The organism is Corallococcus llansteffanensis, from assembly GCF_003612055.1.
Taxonomy (GTDB): Bacteria; Myxococcota; Myxococcia; order Myxococcales; family Myxococcaceae; genus Corallococcus; species Corallococcus llansteffanensis.
In genome coordinates, this window is record NZ_RAWB01000192.1 from 1 (window position 1) to 15,929 (window position 15,929).

Consider the following 15,929-nt stretch of genomic DNA (forward strand, 5'->3'; position numbering starts at 1 on the left):
GTCCGGGGGAAGGCGCCGGCTGTCAAGGCGCCCGGGAAGTCCTGTTCTCACGTTCACTTGCCGGATCCACGAAGGTCTGGTTCATGCTTGGCGGTATGTCCGCGAACAAACCCCGCGCCGCCTCGATGTACGTCGACCTCGACCGCGACGCGTGGCGTGAGCTGCGGGCCTCCACGCCCCTGACGCTGACGGCGGAGGAGGTGGAGAAGCTGCGGGGCCTGGGCGAGCGGCTGGACATCGACGAGGTGGTGGACGTCTACCTGCCGCTGTCGCGACTTTTGCACCTGCAGGTGGCGTCGGCGCAGTCGCTGTGGGCGGCGCAGCAGGCGTTCCTGGGGTACTCGGTGCGCAAGGTGCCGTTCATCATCGCCATCGCGGGGAGCGTGGCGGTGGGCAAGAGCACCACGGCGCGCATCCTCCAGGCGCTGCTGGCGCGCTGGCCGGATCATCCCCGGGTGGAGCTGGTGACGACGGACGGGTTCTTGTTCCCCAACCGGGTGCTGGCCGAGCGCGGCATCATGAACCGCAAGGGCTTTCCGGAGAGCTATGACCGGCGCGGGCTGGTGCGCTTCCTCGCGGAGCTGAAGGCGGGGCGGGAGACGGTGTCGGCGCCGATGTACTCGCACCTCGTCTACGACATCGTCCCGGACGAGGCGCAGACCATCCGGCAGCCGGACATCCTCATCCTGGAGGGGCTCAACGTCCTGCAGACGGGGCCGGTGGAGGGCGGGCGGCTGCCGCAGACGTTCCTGTCGGACTTCTTCGACTTCTCCATCTACGTGGACGCGCCCGAGTCGGACATCCGGCACTGGTACGTGAAGCGCTTCCTCCACCTGTGGGAGACGGCGTTCCGCGACGAGCGGTCCTTCTTCCGGCGCTTCTCCGAGCTGACGCGCGACCAGGCGGTGGCCAGGGCCGCGTCGGTGTGGGCGGAGATCAACGGGCCCAACCTGGCGCAGAACATCGCGCCCACGCGTTCGCGCGCGAGGCTCATCCTGGTGAAGGGCAACGACCACAAGGTCCGCCGCGTGCGCATGCGCAAGCTGTAGGCGGCGAAGGGATACAACGACATGGCTCCACGAATGGGTTCGCTCTGGGATGCGGTGGGCAACACGCCGCTGTTGCGCATCGGGTCGCTCAGCCGGAGGACGGGGTGCGACCTCGTCGCCAAGGCGGAGTTCATGAACCCGGGCGGCAGCATCAAGGACCGCGCGGCGAAGGGGATGATCCAGCGCGCGGAGGCGTCCGGGCAGTTGAAGCCGGGAGGCACGATCGTCGAAGGGACGGCGGGCAACACGGGCATTGGCCTGGGGCTGCTGGGGCGCGAGCGTGGCTACCGGGTGGTGGTGACGATGCCGGACAACCAGGCGCGCGAGAAGTACGAGTACCTGGAGGCGATGGGCGTGGAGGTGCGGCGCGTGCCGGTGGTGCCCTTCTCCAACCCCGCCCACTTCTTCCATCAGGCCCGCGTGCTGGCGGAGGCGAACGGCTGGGCGTGGATGAACCAGTTCGAGAACACGGCCAACGGCGACTACCACTACGAGACGACGGGCCCTGAAATCTGGGAGCAGGCGGAAGGGAAGGTGGACGTGCTGGTGGCGTCGGTGGGCAGCGGCGGCACGCTGTCCGGGACGAGCCGCTACCTGAAGGAGAAGAACCCGGCGCTGCGCGTGGTGTTGGTGGATCCGCCGGGGTCGGGGCTCTACAGCCAGGTGCGCACGGGGAAGCTGGAGACGGCGGGGAGCTCCATCACGGAAGGCATCGGCATCATGCGGCTGACGGAGAACTTCCGGCAGGCGCGCGTGGACGAGGCGATGCGCCTGGAGGACCAGGACATGCTGGAGATGCTGTACCACCTGTCACGCGAGGACGCGCTGGTGGTGGGCACCTCCGCGGCGCTCAACGTGCGCGCCGCGTGGGAGGTGGCGCGCAAGCACCAGGGACAGGGGCTGCGCATCGTCACCTTCCTCTGCGATCACGGCAGCCGGTACGCGTCGAAGGTGTTCAACCCGGAGTTCCTCGCGTCCCGGCAGCTCACGGTGAAGCCCCTGCCGGTGGATTGAAACTCCCTGGAGGGAAGGGGACACGCACCGACAGCGTGTCTAGGATGGGTGGCCTCTCCTTCCTTCGCGGAGCTTCGATGGTGCGCTGTGCCATGGCGCTGGTGCTCCTGTCCCTGCTGACCGGTTGCGCCTCGGCGCGCAGGGTGAGTCTGGAAACGAAGCAGGGGGAGGTCATCACCTTCGCCCCGCGTGCCGAAGTGGCCAGCCCCGTGGAACTGGAGGAAGGCGAGTTCCAGCGGGCGTTGTCCGCAGAGGGGCGGATCCGGCAACCTCCAACCCATCCGCAGAAAGCCGCCCGACGTCTCTTCGAGATCGATGCTCGTGAGGGATCGTTCCAGTTTGATGCGCGGACCCGCCGAATCACGCCGCTTGGACCGGGCGAGCATCTTCTTCAGGAAGAAACCTTCGAAGCCGACAGGGAACTCACGCGAGCCTACCTGCGCTGGTGCGAGCGCACCGGGAGGCGAGGGGATTGCCTTCGCCTGCTGACGGAAGGGCAGACGGTGAACAGGGAGGGCCGGTACGCGCTGGCCATGGCAATTGCCCAGGGCTCCGTGAACGAAGAGATGCTGGAGGCGTTCAAGGACATGGCCGACCCGCAGGCCATGCTGGCGGCAGCGTTGTGGACGGGGACTCTGTACCTCGTCTTGTGGTCGGTGCCTGAGCCGGTGAGCAAGGGCCTCGCTGCCGTCATGACGGCCACGCTGATTGTCTACCTGGGCGTGGATACCTTCTGGGGGCTGATCACGGGCTTTCGCAGTTTGGTGGATGAGGCGGATCGTGCCCGCACGTTCGATGAGCTTCGCAACGCTGGCCAGCGATACGGCAAGGTCATGGGTCGGAACGCGGCGCGTGCCTTCGCCATGCTCGCCACGGTCGCAATCGGAAACACGGCGGCGGGATTCGCGAGCACGGTGCCAACGCTGCCCGGCTCGGCGCACGCCTCCATGCAGGCCAGTTCCCAGGCTGGCCTTGTTCTCTCAGCCGTTGGCGAGGTGCAGGCGGTCACAGTGTCGGGTGAGTTGGTGACCATCGCGCTCTCCCCTGGCGCGGTCGCCATGAGCGCACGGGGGCTGGGCGGTGTGGCCGCCAATCCGGTGGATGCGAAGGGGCACGATCATCACATCGCCACGGACAAGTGGTGGGACTCCACTCACAATGGCGGTCCATGGTCACCCCAGTTCCAAAGCATCTTCGATAGGGCGGGCATGTCGCTCAACGACCCGGCCAATATCGTCAAGGTGAAGGGACACAAAGGGCCGCACCCGCAGGAGTATCACGAAGAGGTTTTGAACCGACTGTTCACGGCGACGCGAAGTTGCCGGAGCATGCAACAATGCCGTCAGGCGCTGACGATGGAACTCGAGCGACTGGCCCAGGAGATCTCCACGGAAGGCACCGAACTCTACAAGTTGGTGACCCGCACCGGGTGACGCCACGATGAACAAGATGCCAAGGTCATATTTCGAGCTTGCGGAGGACATGACCGTTCCGGGTCGGTGGGCTCTCGGAACACCCACCGATGGTGAGGGACGGGAGTTGGAAGACCCGTGGGCATTCACGGATGGAAGACCGATGCCCGCTCCCGGCCGCTTGACGGTCCCCGTGGTTTCAGCGGGCAAAGCGCTCGATTTCTCTCGCGCGGGGCTTTGCATTCCGGTTGTTCACGTCAAGGTGGCCACGGTCTTCGCTGAACTTGCACCGGAAGAGGTGCAATTGTTTCCAGTGGACCTGCCGCAGCAGCCTGAACAGTTCTGCATCCTCGTGGCGACGCGACTCATTCGCTGCATCGACGATAATGCATCGAAGGCCATTGAACGCTGGCTTCCAGAGGATGGACAGCCCGAGAAGGTGGGCGAGTATCGGAACGTGCGGGGCATGCGCATCGATGCCGCGAAGGTGGGGGATGTCCGGGTGTTTCGTCCTTGGGGCTGGAACGTCGCACTGATCATCTCCGAGGAGATCCGGGACGCACTGGTGCTCGCAGGCGCCACCGGGGCGAAGTTCAAGCAGGTCTAGACGCGGAGGAGAGCCATCGCGAATCGCATCCAGTCGTCTAGGATGAGCGGCTCCTCCTTCCTTCGCGGAGCTTCGATGGTGCGCAACCGGCTGGGCCTCTTGGCGTTGCTGTTCGTTGTGGTACCCGCGGTGGCGGGGGCGCAGGAGACGGCCGCGCCCGCGGCGGTGGCCTCCGGGGACGAGGCGACACACCAGGCGCTGCGCGCCATCAAGCAGGACATGGAGGACGCGCTCAACAAGCAGGACCTGGAACGGCTGCTGTCGCACCTGCACCCGGACGTCGTCTTCTCCACCATGAACAACGACGTGCGCGTGGGCAAGGACGCCATCCGCGCCTACTACGCGCAGATGCTGGGCGGGCCGGACAGCGTGGTGAAGAAGGTGACGGCGAAGTTCGACGTGGACGCCCTCACGCGCCTGTATGGCGACGCGGGCATCGCGTATGGCTCGTCGCTGGACCACTACGAGCTGAACGATGGCAGCGACATCGTCATCCATGGGCGGTGGACCTGCACGCTGGTGAAGGAGGGCGACCGCTGGCTCATCGCCGCGTTCCACTACTCCACCAACGTGTTCGACAACCCCCTGCTCACCAAGGTGAAGAACGCCGCCATGGGCTTCGGGGCCCTGGTCGCGGTCGCAGCGCTCGCGGCGGGGTTCTTCCTCGGCCGCCGGGGCCGCCGGACCGTGTGAACCCAGGGCCGGTGGCCTCTACCCGTCCTGGCGCCACAGGCTCGGCCGACTCGCGAACAGCTCCATCGTCCAGTCGATGAAGACCCGCAGCCCGGCGCCTGGCTGCCGCGCGGGTGGGTAGACCAGGAACAGGGGCCGGGGTTCGGGATGCCATCCCTCCAGCACCGGCACCAGCTCTCCGGCGGCCACATACGGCTCCAACACGAAGCGAGGGGCGTACATGACGCCCAGGCCCGCGAGCCCGGCGGCCAGGTACGCGTTGGTTTCGTTGAGCGTGAGCAGGCTGCGGCCCTGCACCTCGAGCCGCTCGCCCTCGCGGATCAAGACGAAGGGAAGCTCCTTGCCGCTCGGCGACGAGAAGTAGCTGACCACCGCGTGCGACGCGCCCGCCAGCTCCAGCGGGTGGTGTGGCATGCCGTGACGCTCCACGTACCGCGGTGATGCGCACACCCAATAACAGAGGTCGCCGAGGTGGCGTGCCACCAGGGACTCGTCCTTCACGGCGCCTCCTCGAATGGCGCAGTCGACGTTGTCCGAGAGCAGGTCCACGACGCGGTCGCTCACGCCCAGCTCGATGTGCAGCTGCGGGTAGCGTGCGTAGAACGACGGGAGCGCGGGGACGATAAGCAGCCGGGAGATCGTCCCACTCGACTCCACCCGCAGGCGCCCCCGGGGGCCGCGCCGCGTCTGGGCCAATGACGACTCCAGCTCCCGCACCTCTCCCAGCAGCCGCACCGCCTGCTGGTAGTAGGTCATGCCCTCCGGGGTGACCGTCACACGACGCGTGGTGCGGTGCAGCAGCTTCACGCGCAGCTGCGCCTCCAGCTGTTGGATGAGCCGGGTCACCGCCGTCTTCGGGCGGCCCAGCGCGTCGGCCGCCTTGGTGAAGGTGCCGCTCTCCACCACGCGGACGAAGGCTTCCATCGCCGTGAACCGGTCCATCTTCCACCTCATTGTTTCAGCGGTGAAACGAAGTGTGTGACGAGCGCCTGTTTATCCGAAGCGAGGCCAGGCGCTATCTCCTCGCTCATGAAAAGACCTCTCCCCCGTGGTGTCTTCCTCGCTGTCTCACGCGCCCTCACCCTGCTGGTGCTGGCCGTTGCTCCACTGCTTCCGTCCGCGGCCCACGCGGCCGCGCCCCAGGTGCGAACCCAGGCACCTGGCTTCTACCGGATGATGCTCGGCGACTTCGAGATCACCGCGCTGTCTGACGGCACCGTTCCCCAGACCGTGAGCGAGGTGGCGACGCACACGACGCCGCAGCGGGTGGAGGAGCTGCTCGCGCGCGACCACCTCGAGGATCCGGTCGAGCTGTCCATCAACGCGTTCCTCGTCAACACCGGCACGGCGCTGGTGCTCGTGGACACGGGCGTGGGCGGCTTCTTCGGTCCCGACGTGGGAGGCCGGCTCCAGCAGAGCCTCCGGGCCGCCGGCTACCAGCCCGAGCAGATCGACGTGGTGCTGCTCACGCACATCCATTCCGACCACTCCGGTGGGCTCATGTCCGGCGCGCAGCAGGCGTTCCCCAACGCCGTCCTCCAGGTGCACTCGCGCGAGGCGGACTTCTGGCTCGGTCGCGACAACAAGGCGAAGGAGCCGGTGGACCCGAAGTACTTCGAGGAGGCGCGGGCGATGGTGGGGCCGTACCAGGGCGCCGGGAAGCTGAAGACGTTCGGAGACGGGGACGCCATCGTCCCGGGCATCCGGGCCGTGCCGACCCCGGGGCATACGCCGGGGCACAGCGCCTATGTCATCGCGAGCCGTGGGCAGCGGCTGGTCCTGTGGGGTGACCTCATGCACTTCGGCTCGGTGCAGCTGCGCGAGCCCTCGGTGACGGTCAGCTACGACGTCAATGCCCGTGCGGCGGCAGCCCAGCGTGCGCGGGCGTTCGCGGAGGCCGCGGAGCGCGGCGACCTGATCGGCCTCGCGCACATGCCCTTTCCCGGACTGGGCCGGCTTGGCACGGAGGGGAAGAACTACCGGTGGATCCCGGCCAACTACAGCTCAGGCCAGCGCTGGTAGCACCCGAAGGACAGGGCGGAGTGATGGTGGCTCCGCCCGGTCCTCGTCAGTCATTGCCCTGACGCCCGAGAAGCCTTCCGCCTGAAAGTGGGACTTCGATATTGAAAATGAGAATCGTTATCGATATGGATCGGCACCTTCGAAGACGGCGGTGTTCCGCCTCGAAAGGTGACGACGATGGGCTTTCCTGGAGGCGTGGTCCGGAAGCGCGGTGCAGGGCGGTACGGCATGGGGACCCTGGCGGCCCTCGCGCTGACGCTGGTTGCGGCGGGATGCAGCGGCGATGAATGCGTCGATGCGTTCGACTGCCGTGACAAGGGCCCGGCGCCGGAGGGCCAGGCGTATGCCTGCAACGCTGACGCCAAGTGCGAGCTGCGCGCCCTTCCCCCCGTGACCGGGACGGATGCGGGTACGACGACGGATGCCGGCACGACGACGGATGCCGGCACGACTACGGACGCGGGCACGACGACGGACGCCGGCACGACGACAGATGCGGGCACCGGGACGGATGCCGGCACGGAGACCGACGCAGGCACGACGACGGACGCGGGCACTCCGGACGGTGGCCCGCAGGTGTGCGGCGGCCCGGTGGCGTGCAAGGAGCAGAGCATCGACGAGCTTGCCCTGCGCACCAACATCGCGACAGGGCTGGTGCAGGCGGAGGGGGCCCCGCAGGGGCAGTTCCTCACGTTCCTGGATGCCCGCGCGGGTGGGACGTCCTCGACGGAGTCGTACACCTACGCGCGCTTCACGCCGACGGGGCTGGTGAAGGTCGACATCGATGATCAGTCCGCGCTCGCCTCGACGGCGTGGGACATCGCGGTGCGCCGCTACAACATCCGCGTGAACAGCGGCGTGTCCGGGCCGTCCTGCGTGACGGTGGCCCAGACGCCCGCGGGCACCGGGTTCGACGCGGTCACCTCCGTGGATCCCGCTTCGAACTTCCTCGCGGAGGCGTACTTCACCGCCAACACCTGCGAGTTCGTGCCGGACGAATCGGGCATCAACGCCCCTGGCACCGCGATGGCCACGTTCTGGCGCTACAACAACTGCCTCGCGATGACGAACAAGGTCTTCCTGGTGCAACTGGCCGACGGACGTCACGTGAAGCTGCAGGTGGCGTCGTACTACGAGCCCGCCGCGCAGGAGCAGTGCAATGCCTCCGGCACGCTGCCGGCGACGAGTGGCGCGGCCCAGTTCCGCTTCAAGTGGGCGTACCTGCCGTGATGGCCTCCGGGGTTCCCGCGCTGCTCCTGCTGCTGACCGGCGCGGGGACTCCGCACCGTCTCCTCCACGAGGAGGCGGTGGCGCCCGTGCCAGGGGTGGCCGCCGAGTCCGGGCGACCGACCTCGGCCACCGCGCCCGTGCCACGCTTCGAACCGACGGAGACGGTGGAGTCCGCCGTGTCCGCGGGAGAGCGCTTCCGCGTCCACTTCACCCGCCAGGGCCCGAACGCAGTGCCGCTGGCGGACGCGGATGGCAGCGGCGTGCCCGACTTCGTGGAGCTCGTCGGGCGCACCTACGAGCGCGTGGCGACGTTCTACGCGGGCCTGGGCTTCCGCCTGCCGCCCGATGACGCGACCACGCCGGGAGACAACGGCGGCGATGGCCGCTTCGACGTGTACCTGGTGGACTTCGCCCGGCACGGCGACGGCGCCTTCCGGATGGAGACGTGCCTGGAGGGCGCCACCCGCTGCACCGGCTACATGCTCCAGGAGAACGACTTCGCGGGTTATGGCTACCCGTCCGACGAGGAGGCCGTGGAGACGCTGGCCAGCCACGAGTTCTTCCACGCGGTGCAGGCCGCCTACCGGCCGGACCTGGGGGGCATCGCCTCCGAGGGCACCGCGGTCTGGGCCACCGAACGCTTCGAGCCCGCGCTGGATGATCTGGAGGGCTTCACCCACTACTACCTGGAGAGCCCGGACCGCAGCCTGCTGACGGACCCGAGTGGCCCCGGCGTGGGCTTCAACTACGGCGCGGGCCTCTTCTTCCAGTTCGCGGGTGAGCACTTCGGTGATGCCCTCCTGGTCGCGCTGCTGGAGGAGTCCGTGCGGCAGCCGGAGGCGCGCTGGCCGCTGCTGCTGGACACCTGCCTGCGCCGTGACTTCGCGTCGTCCTTCGCTGCCGCCTTCGCGCGCTTCTCCGCGTGGAACCTGGGGACTGGCGCACGCGCGACGCCCGGTCATGGCTACGCGCAGGCCGAGGGCTATGCCCCGTTGGTGACGACCGCCACTGCGTTGCCTGCTTCGCTCGCCTCCCTGCGGGTCGCCGCGGCGTCGTCGCGGATCTTCGAGGTCGCGGGGGGCGCGTCCTTCGTCTCGGCCACGTTCGAACCCGAACCCGGCACCGACCCCGCTGGGCTGTCCCTGCTTGTGGCGGCCGTCACCGACGAAGCGGTGCTGCGCGTCGTCGAGGCGGCGGGGCCCGAAGGACTTCGGGCCCAGGTGCCCGCGCACGATGCGACACACGTCGTGGTCGCCGTCGTGGACGGCAGGCCGCAGGGCCTGGGGCGCTATGGCCGGCTGTGCATCGCGGCCACCGGCCAGGACGCTACCTGTGCCCCGGTGTCGTCTCCTCCGGCCGATGCTGGCACGGACGCCGGGACGACCCCGGACGCAGGCCCCACGGACGCGGGGACCGGTGACCCGGATGCGGGCCATCCCGAAGAGCCCGAACCGCCAGGCCCGTCGGTCGCGGAGGGCGGTTGTCAGGCGGCGGGGGGCTCCCTGTCCGGCGCGCTCATCGCGCTGCTGCTCGGCCAGGGGCTTCGGGTCCGAAGGCGCCCGCGTCCATCCGCGCCCCCACGCAGTTGAAGGGAGCGCGAGGAGCCGCGACGCTCCCCGTCAGTGCGAGCCCTGCGGCGTCCCCGGCGCTCCCGCGGGCCGCTCGCCGGGAGCGGTGGACGCATCGCGAGGGTGCAGCGCGTTCTGGCCCAGGCGCGCGAAGTTGATGGAGTTGCTCAGGATGCGCACCGCCTCCTGGTCCGCGTGGAAGCCCATGGAGTTCTCCGCCTCCACGAAGTCCAGGTAGAACTGGGCGCGCCGTTGCAGGCCTCGCGCCTTGGCGAGCGCGTCCTCGGACAGCCCGGCCTTCTGGGCCGCCTCGATGTCGTGGATGAGGTCCACCAGGGCATCCATGGCGATGTTGCGCGTCTGGAAGGTGCGCGTCTGGATGGTCTGCGCGCGGTCGAGCAGCTCCGCCTCACTCCACTTGTGGCACGTCTGGCAGGCGCGGTTGATGTTGAGCAGCGGGCTGCGCACGTGGTGGTCGCTCACCTTCATGGCCCCCTCGCGCTTGTAGGGCATGTGGCAGTCCGCGCACGCCACGCCGCTGCGCGCGTGGATGCCCTGGTTGTACAGCTCGAACTCGGGGTGCTGGGCCTTGAGGACCCTGGCGCCGGAGAGCTGGTGCGTCCAGTCGGTGTGCCCGTCCTCGTCGTAGTAGGCCATGATCTGGTCGATGTTGATGCCCTTGGCCCAGGGGTACGTGAGGCGCTTCTCCTTGCCCTTGAAGTAGTACTCGACGTGGCACTGCCCACACACGTACGTGCGCAGCTCCTGGCGGGTGGCGTCCTGGTTCACGCGGAAGCCCGGCACGCCCTGGCTCGCCTTGAGCGCCGCGATGCCCTCGATGAAGCCGGGCCGCGTCACGCGCAGCTGCATGTTGGCGGGGTCATGGCAGTCGATGCAGGAGACGGGGTGCTCTACGAGCTTGCGCGCCTCCGCGAAGGGCATCGCGTTCATCTTTTCAAAGCCCTTGATGAGGTCGCCGTCGCCCAGCTTCTTGTAGGGCACGTACACGCTGCCATGGCAGTGGATGCAGGTGCCCGGCTGCGCGGTGACGTGCTGGCGTTCGGTGAAGGTCTGGTCCTCCAGCATGTGCGCGTGGCCGCGCTCCTCGCGGAAGTCGGTGGCGAAGGCATAGCCGGCCCACATGACCTTGAGGCGCGGGTCCTCCTCCAGCCGCGACTGCGCCACCACCGAGCGCGGATCCGCCTGGGTGGGCGTGCGCGCCACCGCCTCGCTGCCGCCGTAGCGGGTGCGCTGCTGATCCACCGTGCGCCGGTAGTCGTCGTATTGCAGGGGGAAGTTCTTCCCCCACACGGCGGGGTCCGTGATGGTGTCGTCCAGCTCCACCACCCGGTAGAAGGGGTTTCGCGCCTCCTGCTTGCGCTCCATGATGTTGACCAGGAGCGCCGTGATGCTGGCGGTCGCCACCGCGGACAACACGGCGATGAGGACGACCACCCTCGTACCCACGAGGCGCCGGGGCTTGCCGGGCTCGGTCATGGTGACTGCTCCTTCTGCGTGAAGTGGGGCGGAACGAGCGTGGGGTTGCCGGAGCCTTCCGGGTGCCCCACGGAGTTGTGACAGGTGAGGCACTGCGTCCCGTCCACCCCCGCGGGCGCCTCGATGGCCTCGACGATGGTGCCGTGGCACTTGCGGCACGCGCTCTCGGTCACCTCGCGGTTGCGCGGGCGTAGGCGGATGGGGTCCGGGAAGGTCCCCATCGTGAAGTAGAACGAGTGCCAGAAGCCATTGCTCGCCTTGGTGGCGTACTTCGCCAGCGTGCCGGGGGGCGTGTGGCAGTCGTTGCAGGTGGCCACGGCGTGGTGGCTCGACTTGCGCCAGCCGTCGTACTGCTCCGTCATGATGTGGCAGTTGGCGCAGGCGGCCGGGTCGTCCCGCAGGTAGCTGGACCCCTTCGCGTAGACGAAGGTGTAGCCGCCCAGGCCCACGGCCACCCCCAGCGAGGTGCCGAACACCATGGCCAGCGCGGTACCTCGGAGGGAGAGCACCGCCCCACAGTAGCGAGCCCTTCGAGGAAGTGTTCATTCGAAGTCTTTTGACTTTGATAGTCAGTATCAATATCGTCCGGCCCCATCAAACGCAGGGAGCCGCGATGCACGAGGGATGCGGGCCACAGGGAAGTGCCGGGGAGCTGCGCTGCATGTGCGGCAGCCTGCTGGCGCGGCTGGTGCCGGGCGGCGTGGAGCTGAAGTGCCGCCGGTGTCACCGGACGCAGGTGGTTCCGCTGGAGGGCTCCGCGCCCTCCCGGGACGCCCGCGGGGGCACGGCGGCGCCCCGGGGTGGAGGCGGCTGAAGAGGGCCCTGGCGTGTCCGGCTTCCCGTGAGGGGCCGGGGTGGTGGCGGTGCATTTCCTGAGGCCCGAGGCCCCTGAGCCCAGCGCCCGACAGGCTTCCCGTTCGCGGGAGGCCCCCCGGCTGTCGTGCCGGGAGGACGTTGGATGTCCGGGCGTGCCTGGCTTTACGCACTGCTTTGCATGGGCCTGTCCGGCGTGGCCCGGGCACAGGGCGTGCCGTCCGTGGATGGAGGCGTGGCGGAGGAAGCGCCCGCGCTCCAGACGGTGGTGACGGGCTCGCGCAGCCAGGAGCGCCTCCGGGAGACGCCGGTGGCGACGGAGGTCATCACCCGCGCGGAGATCGTCGCGAGCGGGGCCCGGGACGCCTCGGAGCTGCTCGCCACGCGTCCGGGCCTGGTGGTGCAGCAGGGCTTCTCTGGCGCCACGCTGTCGATGCAGGGACTGGCGCCGGAGTACGTGCTGGTGCTGGTGGACGGCGAGCGCGTCACCGGCAAGGTGGACGGCGACGTGGACCTGTCGCGCCTGTCATTGGAGGACATCGAGCAGGTTGAAATCGTGAAGGGCCCGTCGTCGGTGATGTACGGCAGCGACGCGGTGGCGGGCGTGGTGAACTTCATCACCCGCAGGGCGCAGCGCACGCTGGGCGCGGACCTGAGGGCCGCCTACGGCACGCTCGGACGCCTGGACCTGGATGCGACGGGGGAGACGCGCCGCGACGCGTGGGGCCTGCGCCTGAGCGCCGGACTCCAGCGCCGCTCCGCGTATGACCTGGGCCCGACGGACGTCGGCACCACGGGCAGCAGCCTGGAGGGCTACGACCTGTCCGCGCGCGGCGACTGGCGCGGCTCGGAGATGCTGACGCTGGAGGGCACGGCGTCCTTCTCCCACCGCGTCCAGCGCGGCGTGGACCTGGGCGCGGGCAGCGCGGTGTTCGACCGGGCGACCCGCGACAACACCTTCGCCTCGCGGCTGTCGCCGTCCTGGCGGCTGGGGGAGAAGGTGACGTTGCGCACGGACGTGTCCTACGGGCACTACGAGCGCCGCTACCTGCGCGACCAGCGCAACGCCTCCGCGCTGGACTCGGTGGAGGACACGCGCGACCAGCAGGCCCGCGTGGGCGCGCAGGTGGACGCGCGGCCCGGCGGGGGACACGCGCTGGTGGTGGGCACGGAGTACCTGGGCGAGTGGCTGCGCTCGGACCGGCTGGACGGCGGGCGGGGACGGCGCGGGCGCGGGTCCCTCTACGCGCAGGACAGCTGGACGCTGGTGGAGTCACTGGGGCTGGTGGCGATGCGGGGCGGACGGGTGGATCTGGATTCGCAGTTCGGGTTCGCGGTGACGCCCCGGGTGGCCCTGAAGGTGGAGCCCCTGTCGTGGCTCACGCTGCGCGGCGGCTACGGGTGGGGCTACCGCGCGCCGTCCTTCCAGGACCTGCTCATCGACTTCGAGAACCCCGCGGTGGGCTACACCGTGCGCGGCAACCCGGACCTGAAGCCGGAGCGCTCCCGCAGCTTCAGCTTCAACCTGGAGGTGCGGCCCCTGCGCGACGCCCTGGTGTGGGCGGGCGTGTTCCAGCACTCGCTGCGCGACATGATTTCCGCGTCGCTCCAGTCCGAAGGCGAAGCGCTGCGCTACTCCTACGTCAACATCGCCCGGGCGCGCGTGCGCGGCGGCGAGCTGGGCGTGCGCCAGTCGCTGCCCGGCCGCGTCCAGGTGGAGCTGGGCTACACGCTCACCGATGGCACGGATCAGGACCTGGAGCGCGCGCTGGAAGGCCAGGCGCGCCACCGGTTCACCGCGCAGGCCACCTGGCGTCACCGCGCGTGGGGCCTGGAGGCCCTGGTGCGCGGCGTGCTCACGGGCGAGCGGCCCTTCTACCCGGATACCAACGGAGACGGTGAGGCGGATCCCTACCGTGCCAGCCGCACCGTCTCCCTGGATGCCCGCATCGCCTGGCTCATGCCAGCGGGCGGGGTCCAGCTTTTCGTCGTGGGCAGCAACCTCACCGACACGGGCAATCCCAACGACCTGCCCATTCCACCCCGCACGCTCCAGGCCGGTGTGTCCACCCGGTTCTGAGCTTCCCCTCCACCCGTCTGTCATTGCCGAAGGAGTCCGCATGTTCCGCCTCCCGTTCCGCCCCGGTTTCCCAGGCCGCGCCTGCGCGGCGCTGCTCGTCGCGGGCCTGAGCTCCGCCTGTGGTGACGACCTCCAGCCCCAGCCGGGCCCCGAGGAGGAGGAGGACCCCATCGTCCATCCGGAGGACAGCGCCAACCTGAAGCATGAGGACCACGGCGACGGGTCCTTCACCTCCGTCGTCAACGCCACGGAGCCGACGCTGTGGGTGGGCCTGGACATGGATTCGGGCAAGGAGGCGAGCGCGACCGAGGACGCGACCTGGGACCTGGCCTTCCAGCGCTTCGTGGTGAAGTCGCGCGGGGGCGCCAGCGGGACGGGCGGCGTGCAGGTGGCCGTGCTCGCGGAGACGTCCTTCGAACAGCTCACCCAGGCGCCAGCGACGGGCTGGGCCACGGATGCCGCGGACGGCGACGACGTGGACACCACGCCAGACACGGTCTTCAACGCGGCGGGCGGCTGGTACGTCTACGACCTGAAGTTCCACACGCTCACGCCGCGCACGCAGCTCTACGTCGTCCGCTCCGACCAGGGGGCGTACTTCAAGGTGGAGCTGCTGTCGTACTACGACGCCGCCGGGACGCCCGCGAACGTGAAGCTGCGGTGGGCGAAGGTCTCTGCTCCGGCCGGGGGGCAGCCGTGATGACGACCCCGGTGGAGGCATCCGGAAGCACGACCGCCGCGCTGCGCGAGCGCTGGCAGGCCCTGCGGGAAGCCCAGCCGCGCCTGCGCATCCGCGACGCGGCGGAAGCGCTGGGGGTGAGCGAGGCGGAGCTGCTCGTCACCGGACTGGCCGGAGAGGTGGTCCGGCTGGAGCCGAGCTTCGACGTGCTCCTGCCCCGGCTGGAGTCTTTGGGACGGGTGATGGCCCTGACGCGCAACGCGTCCGCGGTGCACGAGAAGAAGGGCATCTACCGCAAGGTGGAGGTGCACGGCGCGATGGCGCTGGTGCTGGACGAGGACATCGACCTGCGGCTGTTCCTGTCGCGCTGGTGCTTCGTGTTCGCGCTGCGTGAGGACATCTCCGGCGAGGTGCGCCGCAGCCTCCAGGTGTTCGATGCCGCGGGCACCGCCGTGCACAAGATCTACCTCCAGCCCGACGCCGACGTCGCCGCCTACGAGGCGCTGGTGAAGGCGCTGACGTATGCGGACCCGCCCCCCGTGTTGAACGTGGTGCCGGTGGCCGCGCCCTCCGTGCCCCTGCCGGATTCGGAGATCGACGCGGCGGGTCTGGTGGACGGCTGGCGCGCGCTCCAGGACACGCACGAGTTCTTCGCGCTGCTCAAGCGCTTCAAGGTGGCGCGCACGCAGGCGCTGCGGCTCGCAGGCCCGGACTTCGCGCTGCCGGTGGCGCCGGACGCGCTGGGCTGGACGCTGGAGCGCGCCGCGTCGTCGGCGCTGCCCATCATGATCTTCGTGGGCAACGCCGGAGCGATTCAAATCCACACCGGTCCGGTGCGCACGGTGCGGCCCATGGGGCCGTGGATGAACGTGTTGGACCCAGGCTTCAACCTCCACGTGCGCGCGGATCACGTCCACTCCGCCTGGGTGGTGCGCAAGCCCACGCGCGACGGCACCGTCACCTCGCTGGAGCTGTTCGACCGGGCGGGGGAGAACATCGGGCTGCTGTTCGGCAAGCGGAAGCCGGGGGAGCTGGAGTCGCCGGCGTGGCGGGCGTTGATGGAGGAGCTTGGCCGGGCGCTGCCCGCGGTGGAGGTGGCGTCATGAAGCGCACGGCTTCGCAGTGGGGGCTGTTCGCGGCCCTGCTCGCCCTGGCCGCGCACGCGGCGGCGCCCGAGCCAAAGAAGGCTGAACCGAAGGCCGCGCCGAAGCTCGTCACGGTGGGACCGGCCGTCACGCAGACGGTGTTCGCGCTGGGCGTGGGGG

General features: G+C 69.4%; 15 protein-coding genes. 12 read left to right on the forward strand and 3 right to left on the reverse strand.

Annotated elements, in window-relative coordinates:
- Window positions 1–95: 95 nt before the first annotated feature.
- From coaA to D7V93_RS19125, 5 genes are all read left to right on the forward strand, one after another.
- On the forward strand, window positions 96–1,049 hold the full coding sequence (coaA, locus tag D7V93_RS19105) for a type I pantothenate kinase (RefSeq protein WP_120644782.1): 954 nt from the start codon (window positions 96–98) through the stop codon (window positions 1,047–1,049).
- A 21-nt stretch (window positions 1,050–1,070) separates the two neighbouring features.
- On the forward strand, window positions 1,071–2,063 hold the full coding sequence (locus D7V93_RS19110; protein ID WP_120644783.1) for a cysteine synthase A: 993 nt from the start codon (window positions 1,071–1,073) through the stop codon (window positions 2,061–2,063).
- Window positions 2,064–2,140: 77 nt separating this feature from the next.
- Entirely contained in the window at window positions 2,141–3,496 is a 1,356-nt protein-coding gene (locus D7V93_RS19115; RefSeq protein ID WP_120644784.1) for an AHH domain-containing protein, read from the forward strand.
- A gap of 142 nt (window positions 3,497–3,638) precedes the next feature.
- Window positions 3,639–4,082, forward strand: a complete 444-nt coding sequence (locus D7V93_RS19120; RefSeq protein ID WP_341870942.1) for an imm11 family protein — start codon at window positions 3,639–3,641, stop codon at window positions 4,080–4,082.
- A 42-nt stretch (window positions 4,083–4,124) separates the two neighbouring features.
- Window positions 4,125–4,775 carry an SgcJ/EcaC family oxidoreductase gene (locus D7V93_RS19125; RefSeq protein ID WP_244237379.1) on the forward strand — a complete coding sequence of 217 codons (651 nt, stop codon included), beginning with the start codon at window positions 4,125–4,127 and terminating at the stop codon, window positions 4,773–4,775.
- 18 nt (window positions 4,776–4,793) lie between these two features.
- On the opposite strand, the gene D7V93_RS19130 is transcribed toward D7V93_RS19125, so the two are convergent.
- On the reverse strand, window positions 4,794–5,717 hold the full coding sequence (locus tag D7V93_RS19130; protein ID WP_120644787.1) for a LysR family transcriptional regulator: 924 nt from the start codon (window positions 5,715–5,717) through the stop codon (window positions 4,794–4,796).
- 87 nt (window positions 5,718–5,804) lie between these two features.
- Here D7V93_RS19130 and D7V93_RS19135 point away from each other — a divergent pair, with 87 nt between their 5' ends.
- The 3 genes from D7V93_RS19135 (at window position 5,805) to D7V93_RS19145 (ending at window position 9,616) form a co-directional block, all read left to right on the forward strand.
- Window positions 5,805–6,797, forward strand: coding sequence for an MBL fold metallo-hydrolase (locus D7V93_RS19135; RefSeq protein WP_244237380.1), 993 nt, complete (start codon window positions 5,805–5,807; stop codon window positions 6,795–6,797).
- 228 nt (window positions 6,798–7,025) lie between these two features.
- On the forward strand, window positions 7,026–8,027 hold the full coding sequence (locus tag D7V93_RS19140) for an HmuY family protein (protein ID WP_120644788.1): 1,002 nt from the start codon (window positions 7,026–7,028) through the stop codon (window positions 8,025–8,027).
- Window positions 8,027–9,616, forward strand: coding sequence for an MXAN_6640 family putative metalloprotease (locus D7V93_RS19145; protein ID WP_120644789.1), 1,590 nt, complete (start codon window positions 8,027–8,029; stop codon window positions 9,614–9,616). Before D7V93_RS19140 ends, D7V93_RS19145 begins: the two co-directional genes overlap by 1 nt.
- Window positions 9,617–9,646: 30 nt before the next feature.
- On the opposite strand, the gene D7V93_RS19150 is transcribed toward D7V93_RS19145, so the two are convergent.
- Both D7V93_RS19150 and nrfH read right to left on the reverse strand, forming a co-directional pair.
- The gene (locus D7V93_RS19150) at window positions 9,647–11,092 is read right to left on the reverse strand and encodes an ammonia-forming cytochrome c nitrite reductase subunit c552 (RefSeq protein ID WP_120644790.1); all 1,446 of its coding nucleotides are present in this window, start codon (window positions 11,090–11,092) and stop codon (window positions 9,647–9,649) included.
- Window positions 11,089–11,571 carry a cytochrome c nitrite reductase small subunit gene (nrfH, locus tag D7V93_RS19155; protein ID WP_120644796.1) on the reverse strand — a complete coding sequence of 161 codons (483 nt, stop codon included), beginning with the start codon at window positions 11,569–11,571 and terminating at the stop codon, window positions 11,089–11,091. The genes D7V93_RS19150 and nrfH overlap by 4 nt, the downstream gene beginning before the upstream one ends.
- A 182-nt stretch (window positions 11,572–11,753) precedes the next feature.
- Between nrfH and D7V93_RS19160 the strand changes: the two genes are divergently transcribed.
- From D7V93_RS19160 to D7V93_RS19175, 4 genes are all read left to right on the forward strand, one after another.
- Complete coding sequence (locus tag D7V93_RS19160; RefSeq protein WP_244237381.1) at window positions 11,754–11,906, forward strand: hypothetical protein; 153 nt, start codon at window positions 11,754–11,756, stop codon at window positions 11,904–11,906.
- Window positions 11,907–12,050: 144 nt separating this feature from the next.
- Window positions 12,051–13,985 (forward strand): TonB-dependent receptor plug domain-containing protein, encoded by a 1,935-nt coding sequence (locus tag D7V93_RS19165; RefSeq protein ID WP_120644792.1) that lies wholly within the window; start codon window positions 12,051–12,053, stop codon window positions 13,983–13,985.
- Between the two features lie 40 nt (window positions 13,986–14,025).
- Window positions 14,026–14,685 carry an HmuY family protein gene (locus tag D7V93_RS19170; RefSeq protein ID WP_120644793.1) on the forward strand — a complete coding sequence of 220 codons (660 nt, stop codon included), beginning with the start codon at window positions 14,026–14,028 and terminating at the stop codon, window positions 14,683–14,685.
- Window positions 14,685–15,770: a hemin-degrading factor gene (locus tag D7V93_RS19175; RefSeq protein WP_120644794.1), complete on the forward strand. Its 1,086-nt coding sequence runs from the start codon at window positions 14,685–14,687 to the stop codon at window positions 15,768–15,770. The genes D7V93_RS19170 and D7V93_RS19175 overlap by 1 nt, the downstream gene beginning before the upstream one ends.
- Window positions 15,771–15,929 lie beyond the last annotated feature (159 nt).